17 protein-coding genes are annotated in these 14,875 nt (G+C 37.4%); 16 read left to right on the plus strand and 1 reads right to left on the minus strand.

What is annotated here, in order from left to right:
- The first annotated feature begins 624 nt into the window (after positions 1–624).
- Together F3G75_RS09510 and F3G75_RS03955 are read left to right on the plus strand one after the other, a co-directional pair.
- On the plus strand, positions 625–759 hold the full coding sequence (locus F3G75_RS09510; protein WP_262481472.1) for a hypothetical protein: 135 nt from the start codon (positions 625–627) through the stop codon (positions 757–759).
- A gap of 737 nt (positions 760–1,496) precedes the next feature.
- Complete coding sequence (locus F3G75_RS03955) at positions 1,497–3,164, plus strand: anaerobic C4-dicarboxylate transporter (protein ID WP_072593834.1); 1,668 nt, start codon at positions 1,497–1,499, stop codon at positions 3,162–3,164.
- Between the two features lie 51 nt (positions 3,165–3,215).
- Here F3G75_RS03955 and flhB read toward each other — a convergent pair whose 3' ends face one another.
- Positions 3,216–4,289, minus strand: a complete 1,074-nt coding sequence (gene flhB, locus F3G75_RS03960; RefSeq protein ID WP_035167257.1) for a flagellar biosynthesis protein FlhB — start codon at positions 4,287–4,289, stop codon at positions 3,216–3,218.
- A gap of 132 nt (positions 4,290–4,421) precedes the next feature.
- On the opposite strand from flhB, the gene F3G75_RS03965 reads away from it, so the two are divergent.
- The 14 genes from F3G75_RS03965 (at position 4,422) to atpA (ending at position 14,870) form a co-directional block, all read left to right on the plus strand.
- Positions 4,422–5,393: a hypothetical protein gene (locus tag F3G75_RS03965; RefSeq protein WP_149716645.1), complete on the plus strand. Its 972-nt coding sequence runs from the start codon at positions 4,422–4,424 to the stop codon at positions 5,391–5,393.
- Positions 5,394–5,491: 98 nt separating this feature from the next.
- Complete coding sequence (gene rplU, locus F3G75_RS03970) at positions 5,492–5,806, plus strand: 50S ribosomal protein L21 (RefSeq protein ID WP_087584631.1); 315 nt, start codon at positions 5,492–5,494, stop codon at positions 5,804–5,806.
- Positions 5,807–5,817: 11 nt separating this feature from the next.
- Positions 5,818–6,075, plus strand: a complete 258-nt coding sequence (gene rpmA, locus F3G75_RS03975; RefSeq protein ID WP_002942569.1) for a 50S ribosomal protein L27 — start codon at positions 5,818–5,820, stop codon at positions 6,073–6,075.
- Positions 6,076–6,299: 224 nt separating this feature from the next.
- Positions 6,300–7,358: a GTPase ObgE gene (gene obgE / locus F3G75_RS03980; protein WP_149716646.1), complete on the plus strand. Its 1,059-nt coding sequence runs from the start codon at positions 6,300–6,302 to the stop codon at positions 7,356–7,358.
- Positions 7,359–7,404: 46 nt separating this feature from the next.
- Positions 7,405–7,740 (plus strand): EF-hand domain-containing protein, encoded by a 336-nt coding sequence (locus F3G75_RS03985; RefSeq protein WP_149716647.1) that lies wholly within the window; start codon positions 7,405–7,407, stop codon positions 7,738–7,740.
- Positions 7,741–7,756: 16 nt separating this feature from the next.
- Positions 7,757–8,662, plus strand: coding sequence for a methionyl-tRNA formyltransferase (fmt, locus tag F3G75_RS03990; RefSeq protein WP_149716648.1), 906 nt, complete (start codon positions 7,757–7,759; stop codon positions 8,660–8,662).
- A 25-nt stretch (positions 8,663–8,687) separates the two neighbouring features.
- A complete protein-coding gene (gene thiD, locus F3G75_RS03995) occupies positions 8,688–9,476 on the plus strand; it encodes a bifunctional hydroxymethylpyrimidine kinase/phosphomethylpyrimidine kinase (RefSeq protein ID WP_149716649.1) in 789 nt (262 codons plus the stop codon).
- A 1-nt stretch (position 9,477) separates the two neighbouring features.
- Positions 9,478–10,113: a biotin--[acetyl-CoA-carboxylase] ligase gene (locus F3G75_RS04000; RefSeq protein ID WP_149716650.1), complete on the plus strand. Its 636-nt coding sequence runs from the start codon at positions 9,478–9,480 to the stop codon at positions 10,111–10,113.
- Complete coding sequence (locus tag F3G75_RS04005) at positions 10,110–10,892, plus strand: ParA family protein (RefSeq protein ID WP_087576669.1); 783 nt, start codon at positions 10,110–10,112, stop codon at positions 10,890–10,892. The genes F3G75_RS04000 and F3G75_RS04005 overlap by 4 nt, the downstream gene beginning before the upstream one ends.
- Positions 10,893–10,907: 15 nt before the next feature.
- The gene (locus tag F3G75_RS04010) at positions 10,908–11,768 is read left to right on the plus strand and encodes a ParB/RepB/Spo0J family partition protein (protein ID WP_149716651.1); all 861 of its coding nucleotides are present in this window, start codon (positions 10,908–10,910) and stop codon (positions 11,766–11,768) included.
- Positions 11,769–11,863: 95 nt separating this feature from the next.
- Entirely contained in the window at positions 11,864–12,286 is a 423-nt protein-coding gene (locus tag F3G75_RS04015; protein ID WP_149716652.1) for a FoF1 ATP synthase subunit B', read from the plus strand.
- 9 nt (positions 12,287–12,295) lie between these two features.
- Entirely contained in the window at positions 12,296–12,808 is a 513-nt protein-coding gene (locus F3G75_RS04020; protein WP_149716653.1) for a F0F1 ATP synthase subunit B, read from the plus strand.
- Positions 12,808–13,338, plus strand: a complete 531-nt coding sequence (locus tag F3G75_RS04025; protein WP_149716654.1) for a F0F1 ATP synthase subunit delta — start codon at positions 12,808–12,810, stop codon at positions 13,336–13,338. The genes F3G75_RS04020 and F3G75_RS04025 overlap by 1 nt, the downstream gene beginning before the upstream one ends.
- Positions 13,339–13,352: 14 nt before the next feature.
- Positions 13,353–14,870: a F0F1 ATP synthase subunit alpha gene (atpA, locus tag F3G75_RS04030; RefSeq protein WP_009294343.1), complete on the plus strand. Its 1,518-nt coding sequence runs from the start codon at positions 13,353–13,355 to the stop codon at positions 14,868–14,870.
- Positions 14,871–14,875 lie beyond the last annotated feature (5 nt).

The raw sequence follows: 14,875 nt of genomic DNA on the forward strand, positions 1-14,875 counted from the left end.
TCTTTCACTTATCATTGTTAATTTTATGGAGTTAGTATTTTTAAATACCTATACATTTGCGAACTTTTTTGAGCTTTTCACGAATTTTAGGTATCTTTAAAGCCAGTTTCTTAAATAATTTTGCTAATTTTTCCTTTGCAAAAATAGTCTTTTAGGCTATTTAAACAAATTTGACCCGATCAAGGGGATTGAACCCCAGTAAGCACTTTAAAACTATCTTTTGTAGGCATTTTAATTTAAACAAATTTGACCCGATTTAGGGGATTGAAACTCGCTTACCGCTTTTTCAGTTACTGCTACATCTGTATTTAAGCAAATTTGACCCGATCAAGGGGATTAAAACAGTTACATAATCGCTTGTTGCATACTGATCAACAATAACATTTAAACAAATTTGACCCGATCAAGGGGATTGAAACACTTCAGCCATTTTTCCGAAAAACGTAGTATCGATGAAATTTAAACAAATTTGACCCGATCAAGGGGGCTAAATTCCATAATCCATATATAAATTTGGGCCATTTCGCTTACATAAAAATTGTAGATCTTTTTGCTTTCATTTTTTGCGACATATCTTGCCTATGTTTCATTTTAAGTTGCTGCATATTTACAAAAGGAAGAGTAATGAAAATAACAGCAAGAGATGTGATAATAGTGGCATCTATCAAAAGAAACATCAATCTACAAGCAAGAATTGTAAAGTCAAAAAAGATCTATATAAGAAAGCAAAAGCGTTCAAATTATCCTAAGCTCAAATAGTCTATTACCAAGAAACACTATGATGCCTACTCAAATGTGATCCAGTATCTCTATCCGTTTCAAGTGTTTTAAGTGGATTAGCCTAGCAAAGATAGAGTATAGTCGTCAGCACTTTTTATCGTAAAAGTATTTTTCGCAATTATTTTTTACACCAGTGATATTATCATTTATAATAACTTTTGAGTAGAAATATTTTAATGTGAGCTTGGTATTTTTAACAAGGTAGTTTTTTATCTTAATATTTAACGTCTAAAAATATGTGCCATATTGGGTGCCATCTACTTAGGCATTATTAGCAATTTTAATAAACTTATATAAAATATAAAGTAACGTATTTTAGGGATTTATAAACCAAAATAAGTCTTAAGAAATACTAGGCAGTTCGATTCTGCCTCTAACCACCATTAACCTTTCCTTAAATATTAATCCCTTTCTCTTAGTTCTATTAAATTTCGTATTTACAAGACTTCTAGGTTATTTATAAAGTTTAAATAAATTTTTATTATTAATAAATTTAAAATATAACAATGCTATCTTTATCTTATATATTCTAAGACAAATAAAATCTTCAAGATCAAATAAAAATTTTGTAAAATACAATCTTGTAAAAATTTATCCTAAATAAGCTTTTTAATCAAAATATTATATTTATATCAAGTTATCCTTAAAATATAAGTTTAATCTAAATTCATAAGAGATATAATCTTAGTTAAATTTATATTAACTTAGGAGGTTTCATGGATTTTCTCATGAATTTAAGTGAAGGCATGCAGTTTGCTATCCAGCTTCTCATCGTCCTTATCTGTTTGTTCTACGGAGCTAAAAAAGGCGGTATCGCACTTGGTATGCTAGGCGGTATCGGTCTTATAGTTCTTGTTTTTGGATTTAACATCGAGCCTGGTAAGCCAGCTATTGATGTTATGCTAACTATCCTTGCTGTCGTTGTGGCAAGTGCTACGCTTCAAGCCAGTGGTGGCCTTGATGTTATGCTTCAAATAGCAGAGACTATACTTAGAAAAAATCCAAAATATGTAAGTATCTTGGCTCCATTTGTAACATGTACACTTACTATCTTATGCGGTACTGGACACGTTGTTTATACCGTGCTTCCTATCGTTTATGATATTGCTATCAAAAATGGTATCCGCCCAGAGCGACCAATGGCAGCAAGCTCAATAGCTTCACAAATGGGCATCATCGCAAGCCCAGTTTCTGTTGCTGTTGTAACTCTTACAAGCTTTCTTATTAATGCTAAAACTCACCTAGCTGGCTTTGATGGGTATTTAGATCTTTTAAAGATTACGATTCCATCAACATTTTGCGGCGTTTTAGCGGTAGGAATTTTTAGCTGGTTTAGAGGCAAAGATCTTGATAAAGACGAAGTATTTCAAGCAAAGCTTCAAGATCCTGAGTTTAAAAAATATGTTTATGGCGATAGTGCGACGCTTTTAGGCAAAAAGCTTCCTGGCTATCAATGGGCTGCGATGTGGATATTTTTAGGCTCTATCCTTGTAGTTGCACTTCTTGGATATTTTAAAGATCTTCGTCCAAGCTGGACTACTTACAAAGACGCAACAGTCGTTCAAGTAATAGCTAACCTTCCAACTGAACAAAAAGTTTTAAAAACCTTAAAAATAAAAGACGCTAGCATCCAAACAGAGGCGGCTGAGCTAAAAGTAGCAAACGATAAGCTAAATGCCAATCAAAAAGCTCAATCAGTCAAAATCATCGGCAAAGATGCAAATCAAACTCTTACTCGTACAGCTGATGGTGCAGTAACATATATAAATGAAAAAGGCGCAAAAGAAGAATTCCAAGGTGCTTACATCAATATAAGCAACAAACAAGCATCTTCAAAGAGCCTAAGTATGGTTCATGTTATCCAAATTTTCATGCTTTTAACTGGCGCTATCATTTTAATCTTTACACCAACAGATGCTAGCAAGATCGGTAAAAACGAGATATTTAGATCAGGTATGATCGCTCTTGTTGCAGTATTTGGTATCTCTTGGATGGCTGAGACTATGTTTGCAGTGCACACTCCGATGATGAAAGAGGCGCTAGGAAGCATCGTAAAAGAGCACCCTTGGACTTATGCGGTTATGCTCTTGATTATCTCAAAATTTGTAAATTCTCAAGCTGCAGCCTTGGTTGCATTTGTGCCATTAGCATTAAATATCGATGTTAATCCTGCTATCATTCTAGCCTTTGCGCCAGCTTGCTACGGATACTACATCCTGCCAACATATCCAAGCGATCTTGCAGCTATTCAGTTTGATAGAAGCGGTACGACACATATTGGTAAATTTGTTATCAATCACAGCTTTATCATTCCGGGTCTTATTGGTGTTATATCTTCTTGTATATTTGGCTATATTTTTGCAACTGCTTTTGGATATCTATAATAGATAAATTCTCTTGCTGCTAGTAACTTCTAGTAGCAAGGGTAGAATTTATCAAAGCTTATCTTTAAATTTTTGTTTATTGCTCATATAAACAAAGCTTAGCACCTCAGCTACGGCTCTAAAAAGATGTGCCGGTATCGTATCATCGACTTCACAAATTTTATAAAGCTCTCTTGCGAGTGGTGGATTTTCATAAATTTGCACACCATTTTCAACGGCTATTTTTTTTATTTGCAGTGCTAAAAAATCAACACCTTTGGCAAGTATTATCGGCGCCTCATCGCGACTTTTATCATATCTTATCGCCACGGCGTAGTGAGTAGGGTTTGTGATGACTACGTCAGCTTGTGGGATATTTTGCATCATTCGACGCTTGGCTGCACGCATTTGTGCTTGACGAATTCTGCCTTTTACCTGCGGATCTCCTTCCATTTGCTTATACTCATCTTTTATCTCTTGCTTGCTCATACGAAGGTCTTTAAAGTATTGAAAACGCACAATGAGAAGGTCGATAAGTCCGATCACGAAAAGTATAAAAAGCATAACGCTAACTAGGATAATGAGCTTTTCTTTTAGCCAAGCAAGCTGATCAAACATAGAAAAAAAGAGCGTGTGTGGAAGCTCTTTGATAAACTGCAAGAAAAAATAAAATCCAACACCAAAGACAATGCTAACTTTTAGCACGATTTTGATGCTGTCTATCACTTTTTTCATCGAGAATAAATTTTTTAGTCCCTTTAGTGGATTTATCTTGCCAAAATTTGGCATTATAGGCTTTGTGGTAAAGATAAATCCAAACTGCATTACATTTGCGATGACACCAGCGATCGCCACACAGATACAAACCGGAAGTATCATAAGAAGCGATCTTGCAAAGGTATTTACGACGATCATTTTTACAGTTGGCAAGGTCAGTGGCTGACCGATAAATTTTGAATAGTATATATAAAGTGAGATGATCTGTTCTTTCATAAAATTTAGCATCGCAAGTAGTACGCCAATAGCAATAACTAGGGTCACGAACCCAGCTAGGTCCTGACTTTTGGGGACGTTGCCGTCTTTTTTGGCATCTTCTATCTTTTTGGGGGTCGCTTCTTCGGTTTTTTCCTGATCTTCGCCTGCCATCTTTATCCTAAGCTTGCTTAAATTTGGGGCGATTATAGCCAAAATGCGGTTAAACTATCCGCTAAAGCCACCTTTTGCACGTGAAAATTAGGCCTTTTTTGGCTAAAATTAGCAAAAATAAGGAGACACAAAATGTCATTTTTAGAAGGCTTATTTAACATTTTCAAAACCAAAAAACTACCAAAAAGCGATGAAGAGCTACTTTTAGACGAGTATGTAAGCATTTACGACCAAATAAAAGAGAAAAATTTAAACGAATACGACTTTTTATGTGAGTTCATACGATTACTCTCTTTTTTAAGAGCTAGATGCTACGACATTTACCTTGAAAAGTGCCTAGCTGATGGCGATGCCGAGAGGCTAAATGATCTCATTTTTCAATACGCTAAGCTAAATTTACTCCCAGGATGTAGCGGTGGATACGATCAGTGTGAGAGGCTCATACCGGCATTTTTTGCTATCGCTTGCGGTGACACAGATAGTATGGCAAGGATCTTTCCAAAAGGCCTGCCACCCAGCAAAAATGGCTATAAATTTCTATGCGTTATGCATGATTTGCTCACGGCAATGCTTTGGCAAGATGAAAATTTACTTGCCCCTGCCCTAGAAAAGGCTCACGCCTTTGCAGAGTCCAAAAAGCCAGCAAATGAAAGAGAAGCGGTTAAGTTTGTACTTGCCTTGCATGAAAAAGATACGGCCGCTATGAGCGAGCATTTGCAGAAATTTTGCTCTACATTTGGCAGGACAGATGCGCCTAAATTTGAAAAAAGGCTTTATATTTTCGCACACGGACTTCACGCTTTGGCACGCTACTTTTTATCGTTTGAGCTCTTTAAAGAGATCAAGCTACCAAAGAACGAAAATTTCAGTAAATTTTACGCAAAAAGGCTCTTTCAAAATGAAATTCCCAAGCCAAAACTTTATTTTACTTTTCTGCCTGAGCTTGAACTGATAAATGTGATTTTAAATGCGCCAGTAGCTAAAACTCTGATATATCAGCCATATTTGCCAAATGACAAAACATTTTTTCTGGATCACGATGCGATGATTAAAAATTTGGCCGACGAGATCATAAAATCAGGAGCATTAAAGAAGAATTTATAAACTTTTGGCTAATATTCACACCTTACAACCAACAAAGCTCCATAAATCTTTTGCAAAAAAGTGCTTTTTGGTCTTACCAAATTTTAGAAAGGTAGAGTATGTCAAAATACGCTATATTTAAGCATGGCGGTAAGCAATATCGTGTTGGCGAGGGCGAGTACCTTAAGCTAGATCACTTTAGTGCTGAAGCTAAATCAACCGTTGAGATTACAGAAGTTTTGGCTGTAAATGACGGCGAAGTAAAGGTAGGTGCGCCATTTGTGAAGGGTGCAAAAGTTGTTCTTGAGGTCGTAAATGAAGGCAAAGACAAAAAAGTAGTTATCTACAAAAAACGCAGACGTAAAGACTCAAAACTAAAACGCGGCTTTAGAAGACAATTTACACGTGTAAAAGTCGTAAGTATCGCAGCTTAAGGAGATAAGATATGGCACACAAAAAAGGTCAAGGTTCAACCCAAAATAACCGTGATAGTATCGGACGCCGATTAGGTGTTAAAAAATTTGGTGGTGAGTTCGTTCGTGCTGGAAATATAATCATCCGTCAAAGAGGAACAGCAACTCACGCTGGAAATAACGTAGGTCTTGGCAAAGATCACACTATTTTTGCATTAGTCGATGGCTTTGTAAAATTTGAAAGACTTGATAAAAACAGAAAAAAAGTATCTGTTTATCCAGCTGCATAATCTCAGGGGCAATCGCCCCTTTCTTTCTTAAAATTATTCAAAAATCAAAATTTTTATTTAGTGTTTAGAATTTTTCAAATAGCTATTTGAGAGAAATTTTAAATCAACCATAACTTTATATTTTAGGCTTCATACTGATTATCTTTGCTTTATTTTAGACAAGATATTACGATTTAATTTCAGTAAAGTTGGATATAATCCAAATAAAAAATTTAAGGTAAAAAATGTTTATAGATAGTGCAAGATTGACTCTAAGTTCGGGGCATGGTGGAGCTGGAGCTGTGAGTTTTCGCCGTGAAAAACACGTCATTTTAGGTGGTCCTGATGGCGGAGATGGCGGAGATGGCGGAGATGTTTATTTTGTCTGCGACAACAACACCCACACTCTGGCAAACTACAAGGGTAAAAGGGCGATGAGAGCTAGCGACGGTGAGGCTGGCATGGGCAGACGCATGACTGGTAAAAAGGGCGAGAGCCTAGAACTCATCGTGCCACCAGGAACGGCGGTCTATGACGCACAGACGAATGAGCTACTTTGCGACATGGTAAATGAGGGACAAAGGACGCTATTTCTAAAAGGTGGCAAGGGCGGACTTGGAAATTTTCACTTTAAAAACTCTATCAACCAAGCCCCAGAGTATGCTCAGAAGGGTATGCCAGAAGAGAGCGTGGAGGTCAGACTTGAGCTAAAACTTATAGCTGACGTAGGCCTTGTTGGCTTTCCAAATGTCGGCAAGTCAACCCTTATTTCAGCCGTATCAAACGCCAAACCACAGATCGCAAACTACGAATTTACCACGCTTACGCCAAAGCTTGGACTTGTTGAGGTTGATGAGTTTAGCGGCTTTGTCATGGCTGATATCCCTGGTATCATTGAGGGAGCTAGCGACGGACGCGGCCTTGGCGTGCAGTTTTTAAAGCACATCGAGAGAAATAAAATTTTACTTTTCATGATAGATAGTGCGAATTACAGAAGCATGAGTGAGCAGTTTAGTGTGCTAAAAGAGGAGGTCGCTAAATTTTCAAGCGTGCTTGCCAGCAGGGATTATGCTATTGCGATTACTAGAGTTGATGCGGCTGAAAATTTAGATGAAAATATAAAAGAATTTATGAAGAGTATAAATTTAGAGCCAAGACAAGATGGTAAATTTATCTACAAGCAAGATCTATACAGCTTTGACGCCAAAAAACCATACTTTATTTTGCCGATCTCGTCAGCGACAAACGAGAACATCGATGAGCTTAAATTTGCACTGCTTGAGTTGCTTAAAAAGAAGCTTTGAGTTGCGACTTTTTGGCGCTTTAAACTTAAAAATTTAAGAATATAAAATGAAGAAAATTTTTTGCATTATGCTATTTTACCTTAGCGCATATAGCTGTGATCCAGCCGATCCGGCATATATGTTTTTGGATTTTAATGATAATAATCGCGACGGCGCGCTAAATTTAGATGAATGGATGACCTGCAAAGCGCCCCAAGCTCTAAAAATAGCGCCAGATCTATGCACTGGGCAGGAATTTAAGAGGTTAGATACCAATCATAACGGCAAAATTAGCGTTGATGAGCTAGGAAGTTTACTGTTTCAAAAGATTGATTGGAAAGAAGATCCTTGCAGCTCTTGGCCGTGGGATAGCAAAAACATAGATCAAAATAAAAGTCGTTGAAATTTAAAGGAAAGTGATGAATGTAGTTTTTATGGGGACGCCTGATTATGCGGTTAGGATACTTAGGCACCTAAAAGAAGCTGGCTTTAATATAAAAGCGGTCTTTACCCAGCCTGATAAGCCAGTTGGCAGAAAGCAAATTTTGACTTCAAGTGAGGTAAAAATTTATGCGCAAAACGAGTTAGCAGGTGTGCCAGTCCTTACGCCAAATACGCTAAAAGATGAGGCGGTGGTTGCCGAGCTAAAGGCGTTTAGTCCAGACTTTATCGTCGTGGCAGCTTATGGCAAAATTTTGCCTCAAAGCGTGCTTGACGCTGCAACTTGCATAAATTTGCATGCTTCGATCTTACCAAAATATAGAGGTGCGAGCCCTATACAAAGTGCGATCCTATCAGGCGAGAAGCAAACTGGCGTTACTGCAATGCTAATGGATGCTGGCCTTGATACTGGCGATATGCTGGACTTCATCTACACACCTTGCGAGAGTAAGATGTCAAGCGAACTTTTTAGTGAGCTTGGCGAGCTTGGCGGTGAGCTAATCGTAAAAGTGCTAAGAAATTTTGAAAATTTAAAACCACAAAAGCAAGATGAGAGCGAGGCCACGCACTGCAAAAAGATAAGCAAGAGTGACGGACTTTTTAGCTTTGATGAAAATGCGGGGCAAATTTATAATAAATTTCGTGCATTCACACCTTGGCCTGGGATTTATTTGGCAAACGGACTAAAAATTTTATCGCTTGAGCTAAGCGAAAAAAGTGGCAAAAGCGGAGAAATTTTAAGTGTAGAAAAAGATCACGTTGTGGTTGCTTGCAATGGTGGGGCGGTCAAAATTTACGAGCTTCAAGAGCCAAGCAAAAAGCCAACAAACGCAAAAGCATATATAAATGGTAAGCGTCTTAGCGTTGGCGACAAGATAGAGTAGAAATCAAAAATTTATAGGAGAAAATATGAAAAATGCACTAAGTATAGCAGGTGTTGATCCAAGCGGTGGAGCTGGAGTTTTAGCTGATATAAAGGTCTTTATAGCACACGGCGTATATGCGATGGGAGCGATCACGGCGGTCACTGCTCAAAATACAAAGGGTATCTTTGGCATGCAGCTAGTTGATACTAAGCTCATCGAGGATCAGATCAAGGCGATATTTGATGATATAAGAGTTGATGTGATAAAAATAGGCGTTGTTCCAAGTGTAGATATCATAAAATGCGTCGCAAAAACACTAAGAGAGATCAAAAATTTACCGCCAGTTGTGCTTGATCCGGTCATGAGCTGTAAAAATGGCGACATCTGGCTAGAGGGCGCTGCAAAAGATGCGATCGTGGAGGAGCTTTTCCCGCTTGCAAGCGTGATCACACCAAATATCTTTGAAGCGCGTGAAATTTTAAAGCGCGAGCTAAAGGGTGAGAGCGAACTAAAAGAGGCTTGCAAGGATCTTTTAAAATTTGGCACAAAGAGCGTCTATCTAAAGTGTGGCGAGCTTAATGGCAAGTCGCTTGATATATTTTATGATGGCAGCGAGTACGAAATTTTTAGCGATGAGCGCATAAAAACGACTGCGACACACGGCTCAGGCTGTTCGCTATCAAGCGCGATCGCTTCAAATTTAGCAAATGGCCATAGTCTAAAAGAGAGCGTGAAAAATGCGCATGATTATATCTTTAATGCTATTAAAAACGCGGTCATCATCGGCGGTGGACAAAATCCGGTAAATCACTTCTATAAATTTAAGGTGTGATTTGAAGGTTGAGTTTATCCAGAGTCTGCCTTCGACGCAGGAATTTTTGATAGACGCCCTAAAAAACGGCGAGATAAAGCCTCCGCACATGGTCGTGGCATACAATCAAACCAAAGGGGTCGGCAGCCGTGGCAACAGCTGGGAGGGGCTTGGCGGAAATTTGTTTATGTCATTTTGCATAAGCGAATATGAGCTGCCAAGCGACATACCTCCGCCCTCGATCTCGATATATTTTTCTATGTTGATGCGTGAAGTCTTGAGTGAGCTTGGCTCAAAGTGCTGGCTAAAATGGCCAAATGATTTTTACGTGGACGAGCGTAAAATAGGCGGTACTTTGACAAATAAAGTGGATGAATTTTACATCTGCGGCATGGGAATAAATTTAGCTAGCGCGCCCGAAAATGCGGGCATTTTAGATATAAAAACTAGCGTAGATGAGCTAGTTTGGGGCTTTGTTAGCATGCTTGATAAAAAGATTTTATGGAAGCCAATTTTTAGCAAATTTAGGATAGACTTTTGCAAGTCAAAAAGTTTTATTACGCATATTGCAAATAAGGCTGTTTCGCTTCAAGATACTGAAATTTGCGAGGATGGAGCGATTTTACTAAATGGGGAAAAGGTATATTCTTTAAGATGAGCGAAGTAATAACAATAGCTAATCAAAAAGGCGGCGTTGGCAAGACTACAACAGCCGTAAATTTAGCCGCGTCATTAGCGGTTGCTGAAAAAAAAGTATTATTAATAGACATTGATCCACAGGCAAACGCGACGACTGGACTTGGTTTTAGTAGAAGCGACTATGAGTTTAACATCTATCACGTCTTAACAGATAGAAAAAAGCTCTCGCAAATCGTGTTAAAAACTGAGATCCCAACACTTTTTTTAGCTCCATCAAATATTGGGCTTGTCGGCATTGAGCAAGAATTTAACGATCAAAATAAGGACTATAAGCTAATCCTTAAAAATAAAATTTCAGAAGTTGTAAACGACTATGATTTTATTATCATTGATAGCCCTCCGGCACTTGGCAGCATCACGATAAATGCTCTTAGTGCAAGCGATAGCGTTATTATCCCGATTCAATGTGAATTTTATGCACTTGAGGGACTAGCGCAGATCCTAAATACAGTTAAGATCATCAAAAAAACGATAAATCCAAAGCTTAACATAAAGGGCTTTTTACCGACTATGTTTAGCTCGCAAAACAATCTCTCAAAAGAGACAATTGCAAATTTAAAGCAGCATTTTGAAAATAAGCTCTTTAAGAGTAAGGACAGCAAAGAGGAATTTGTGGTCGTTCCAAGAAATGTGAAACTTGCTGAAAGCCCAAGTTTCGGTAAGCCAGTGATACTTTATGATATAAAATCACCAGGCTCGATCGCGTATCAAAATTTGGCATATTGTATTTTAAACTAAAAAATAAGGAAAAAAATGGCTAAAAAAGGTGGATTAGGGCGCGGTCTTAGCGCGATACTTGAAGATGTAGAGCAGGCCTACAGTAAAGAGATCGCAAATTTAAACGACTCTGAGATAGTCGAAGAGATAAATATAGATGAAATTTTACCAAACCCATACCAGCCAAGAACGCATTTTGACGAAGAAGCCTTAAAGGAGCTAAGTGCTAGCATCAAAAGGCACGGACTGATCCAGCCAATAATTGTTATCAAAAAAGATGATGGCTATATGTTAATAGCTGGTGAGCGCAGATACCGCGCCACAAAGATGCTTGGAGCAAGCAAGATAAAGGCGATCATCGCTGATATCAAGTCTCAAAATTTAAGAGAGCTTGCACTTATTGAAAATATTCAACGTGAAAATTTAAATCCAATCGAACTTGCAAAGTCGTATAAAGAGCTCATAAATGAGTATAAGATCACACAAGACGGCTTGGCAAATATCATTCATAAAAGTAGAACACAAATAACAAATACGATGAGGCTTTTACTTCTTAGTGACTACACGCAAAAACTTTTACAAGAAGATAAGCTAACGCAAGGTCACGCTAAAGTCATAGTAGGACTTAGTACTGAAGAAGAAAGGATGGTTGTTGATACGATAATTGGTCAAAAGCTAAGCGTTAGAGACACAGAAATTTTAGTAAAAAAGATAAAAAATAAGGAAGAGATAAAAGACAAAAAGCCAAAAATTTCTGAGGAAATGAGTAAAAAACTATCAAATTTACAAGAAATTTTTAAAAATTTAAAGATAAAAGCAAAAGTAAAATCTAGCAATCTAGTTTTAGAATTTAATAATATTTCACAGGTGGAAGAATTTATTGCTAGGCTAAAATAGAATTACAAATTTATTTTTATTTTTAGTAATTTATTGTAAAATCAGACTTTAATTTGAATATTAAATAAAACTTAATGATAAAATAAGGAGAGTGGATGTTAGAAATAGATGTGCCATTGATGCTTTTAACGGCTATCGTTTTCTTGGTATTGATCGCTATTTTGAATTCCTTGCTTTATAAGCCAATGCTCAAATTCATAGATGACAGAAATGCCTCTATAAAAAATGATGAAGAGAGTACTAGTAAAAATGCAAGTGATCTAAGTGTTCATGAAAAAGAGATTGAAGAGATTATATTAAACGCAAGGACTGAGGCCAATAAAATAAGGCAAGAAGCCTTAAATTTGGCAAAAGAAGAGTCTTTGAAAGAAGTAAATGCTGTAAAAACTAGTTTAGAGGTTGATTACAATGAATTTTTAAATGCTTTAAGCTCCCATAAAGATAACTTAAAGGCAGATCTATCAGCTAAACTACCTGAACTTAGGGCGGCTTTAAATGCCAAGCTCTCTAAAATTTAAAGGAATTTTATGAAGATAAAAATTTTATTTTTTCTAGCACTTCCATTTCTAGCTTATGCCAGTGGGCATGGCGGAACAAATTACGATATAGTAGAGAGAACGCTAAACTTCTTACTTTTCTTTGCTATTTTGGTATATTTTGCAGCTAAGCCACTAAAAGCTCTTTATCAAAGCAGAATTGACAGGATCGCAAACAAGCTTGAAAGTATCCAAGAAAAGCTACGCGATTCTAAAGCCAAAAAAGATGATGCTCTAAAACGTGTTGAGGAAGCTAAACAAAATGCAAATTCCCTAATCGAAACTGCTAAAAAAGAGGCTTTAAATTTAGTTGCTAAGGTTAAAAGTGATACTCAAAATGATATAGCAAACCTCCAAAAGAGTTACAAAGAGCAAAAAGAATTTGAAGAGCGCAAGATGACAAAAGGCGTTGTAAATGAAATTTTGAGCGACATCTTCTCAAGCGATAGCCTAAAAGTCGATCAAAAAGAGCTTGTAAATATCATACTTAAAAAGGTTAGCTAATGAATGAAGTAGTAGCTAAAAAATACGTAAAAGCGATCTTAAGTGACGTAAAATCAAATGAACTTAATGTATTTGTTGAAAATTTATCAGAGCTGGCAGCAGCTTTTGCTAGCGATAAATTTAAAAGCATTATAAGTTTGCCAACATTAAAGGCTTCACAAAAGGTTGATTTTGTACTATCTTTGGTTAAAAATCAAGATGTCAAATTTGCAAATTTTATTAAGCTTCTTGGCGCAAATAAAAGACTGGAACTTATCCCAGCGATCTTAAACGAGATGAAGATAGAGCAATCTTTGCTTGAAAATACATATCGTGGCGAGGTTATTGGAAATTTTGATCTAAGCGTTGATCAGTTAAAAGCTCTAGAAGAGAATTTCTCTAAGAAATTTAACTCTAAGATCAAGCTTGATGGCTCAAAGAGCGATTACAACGGCGTAAAAGTTGAGTTAGATGATTTAGGTGTCGAGGTAAATTTCTCTATCGACAGACTAAAAAGTCAAATGAGTGAATATATATTAAAAGCAATTTAAAAAGGAGTGAAAGCGTGAGTGCAAAAATTAAAGCTGACGAAATTAGCACGATAATCAAAGAGCGTATTGAAAATTTTGATTTAAGTGTTGATGTAGAAGAGACCGGTAAAGTCATCTCAGTTGCTGATGGCGTTGCTAACGTTTATGGTTTGAAAAACGTTATGGCTGGTGAGATGGTTGAGTTTGAAAGCGGCGAAAAGGGCATGGCTCTTAACCTTGAAGAGAGCAGTGTTGGTATAGTTATCCTTGGAAAAACTAGCGGTATCACAGAAGGAAGCTCTGTAAAAAGACTAAAAAAACTTCTACGTGTGCCAGTTGGCGACGCATTGATCGGCCGTGTTGTAAATTCACTAGGTGAGCCAATCGACGCAAAAGGCCCAATTGAAGCTACCGAATCTCGCTTTGTTGAAGAAAAAGCAAAAGGTATTATGGCTAGAAAGAGCGTTCATGAGCCACTTCAAACAGGTATTAAAGCGATCGATGCACTTGTGCCAATCGGTAGAGGACAAAGAGAGCTAATCATTGGCGACCGCCAAACTGGAAAAACAACAGTTGCTATCGATACTATCATCAACCAAAAGGGTCAAGATGTTATTTGTATCTATGTAGCTATCGGTCAAAAACAATCAACCGTTGCTCAAGTCGTTAAAAAACTTGAAGAGTACGGCGCTATGGACTACACGATAGTTGTAAATGCTGGTGCTAGTGATGCAGCTGCTCTTCAATACCTTGCTCCTTATGCTGGTGTAACAATGGGTGAATACTTTAGAGATAACTCTCGCCACGCATTAATCATCTATGATGACTTGTCAAAACACGCGGTTGCTTACCGTGAGATGTCTTTGATCTTAAGAAGACCACCAGGCCGTGAAGCTTACCCAGGCGACGTTTTCTATCTTCACTCAAGACTTCTAGAAAGAGCAAGTAAACTAAATGACGCACTAGGTGCTGGATCTTTGACAGCTCTACCTATTATTGAGACTCAAGCAGGTGACGTTTCAGCTTATATTCCAACAAACGTTATTTCTATTACAGATGGTCAAATTTTCCTTGAAAGTGACTTATTTAACTCAGGTATCCGCCCAGCGATCAACGTTGGTCTTTCTGTTTCTCGTGTCGGTGGTGCAGCTCAGATCAAAGCTATCAAACAAGTTTCTGGTACGTTAAGACTAGACCTTGCTCAGTACCGTGAACTACAGGCGTTTGCTCAGTTTGCAAGTGACCTTGATGAGAGTTCAAGAAAACAACTAGAGCGCGGTCAAAAGATGGTTGAAGTACTAAAACAACCTCCATATTCTCCACTTCCAGTTGAGAATCAAGTAGTTATCATATTTGCTGGTGCTAAAGGTTATTTAGATGATGTTGCAACTGCAAATGTAACAAAATTTGAGGCTGAGCTATATCCATATATTGAGGCAAAATACCCTGAAATTTTTGAGCAAATCAGAACTAAAAAGGTTCTTGATAAAGAAGTAGAAGAAATTTTACATAAAGCGTTGAAAGATTTTAAAGCGACTTTTGCCGCTAACTAGGGCTA

Origin of the sequence: Campylobacter concisus, assembly GCF_902460705.1 — a bacterium.
Classification (GTDB): Bacteria; Campylobacterota; Campylobacteria; order Campylobacterales; family Campylobacteraceae; genus Campylobacter_A; species Campylobacter_A concisus_Z.

What these genes read in the sequence shown, in the direction of transcription:
- F3G75_RS09510 (WP_262481472.1), top strand. Translation starts at nt 625, where the DNA reads ATGAAAATAACAGCAAGAGATGTGATAATAGTGGCATCTATCAAAAGA.
- F3G75_RS03955 (WP_072593834.1), top strand. Translation starts at nt 1,497, where the DNA reads ATGGATTTTCTCATGAATTTAAGTGAAGGCATGCAGTTTGCTATCCAG.
- flhB (WP_035167257.1), bottom strand. Translation starts at nt 4,289, where the DNA reads ATGGCAGGCGAAGATCAGGAAAAAACCGAAGAAGCGACCCCCAAAAAG.
- F3G75_RS03965 (WP_149716645.1), top strand. Translation starts at nt 4,422, where the DNA reads ATGTCATTTTTAGAAGGCTTATTTAACATTTTCAAAACCAAAAAACTA.
- rplU (WP_087584631.1), top strand. Translation starts at nt 5,492, where the DNA reads ATGTCAAAATACGCTATATTTAAGCATGGCGGTAAGCAATATCGTGTT.
- rpmA (WP_002942569.1), top strand. Translation starts at nt 5,818, where the DNA reads ATGGCACACAAAAAAGGTCAAGGTTCAACCCAAAATAACCGTGATAGT.
- obgE (WP_149716646.1), top strand. Translation starts at nt 6,300, where the DNA reads ATGTTTATAGATAGTGCAAGATTGACTCTAAGTTCGGGGCATGGTGGA.
- F3G75_RS03985 (WP_149716647.1), top strand. Translation starts at nt 7,405, where the DNA reads ATGAAGAAAATTTTTTGCATTATGCTATTTTACCTTAGCGCATATAGC.
- fmt (WP_149716648.1), top strand. Translation starts at nt 7,757, where the DNA reads ATGAATGTAGTTTTTATGGGGACGCCTGATTATGCGGTTAGGATACTT.
- thiD (WP_149716649.1), top strand. Translation starts at nt 8,688, where the DNA reads ATGAAAAATGCACTAAGTATAGCAGGTGTTGATCCAAGCGGTGGAGCT.
- F3G75_RS04005 (WP_087576669.1), top strand. Translation starts at nt 10,110, where the DNA reads ATGAGCGAAGTAATAACAATAGCTAATCAAAAAGGCGGCGTTGGCAAG.
- F3G75_RS04010 (WP_149716651.1), top strand. Translation starts at nt 10,908, where the DNA reads ATGGCTAAAAAAGGTGGATTAGGGCGCGGTCTTAGCGCGATACTTGAA.
- F3G75_RS04015 (WP_149716652.1), top strand. Translation starts at nt 11,864, where the DNA reads ATGTTAGAAATAGATGTGCCATTGATGCTTTTAACGGCTATCGTTTTC.
- F3G75_RS04020 (WP_149716653.1), top strand. Translation starts at nt 12,296, where the DNA reads ATGAAGATAAAAATTTTATTTTTTCTAGCACTTCCATTTCTAGCTTAT.
- F3G75_RS04025 (WP_149716654.1), top strand. Translation starts at nt 12,808, where the DNA reads ATGAATGAAGTAGTAGCTAAAAAATACGTAAAAGCGATCTTAAGTGAC.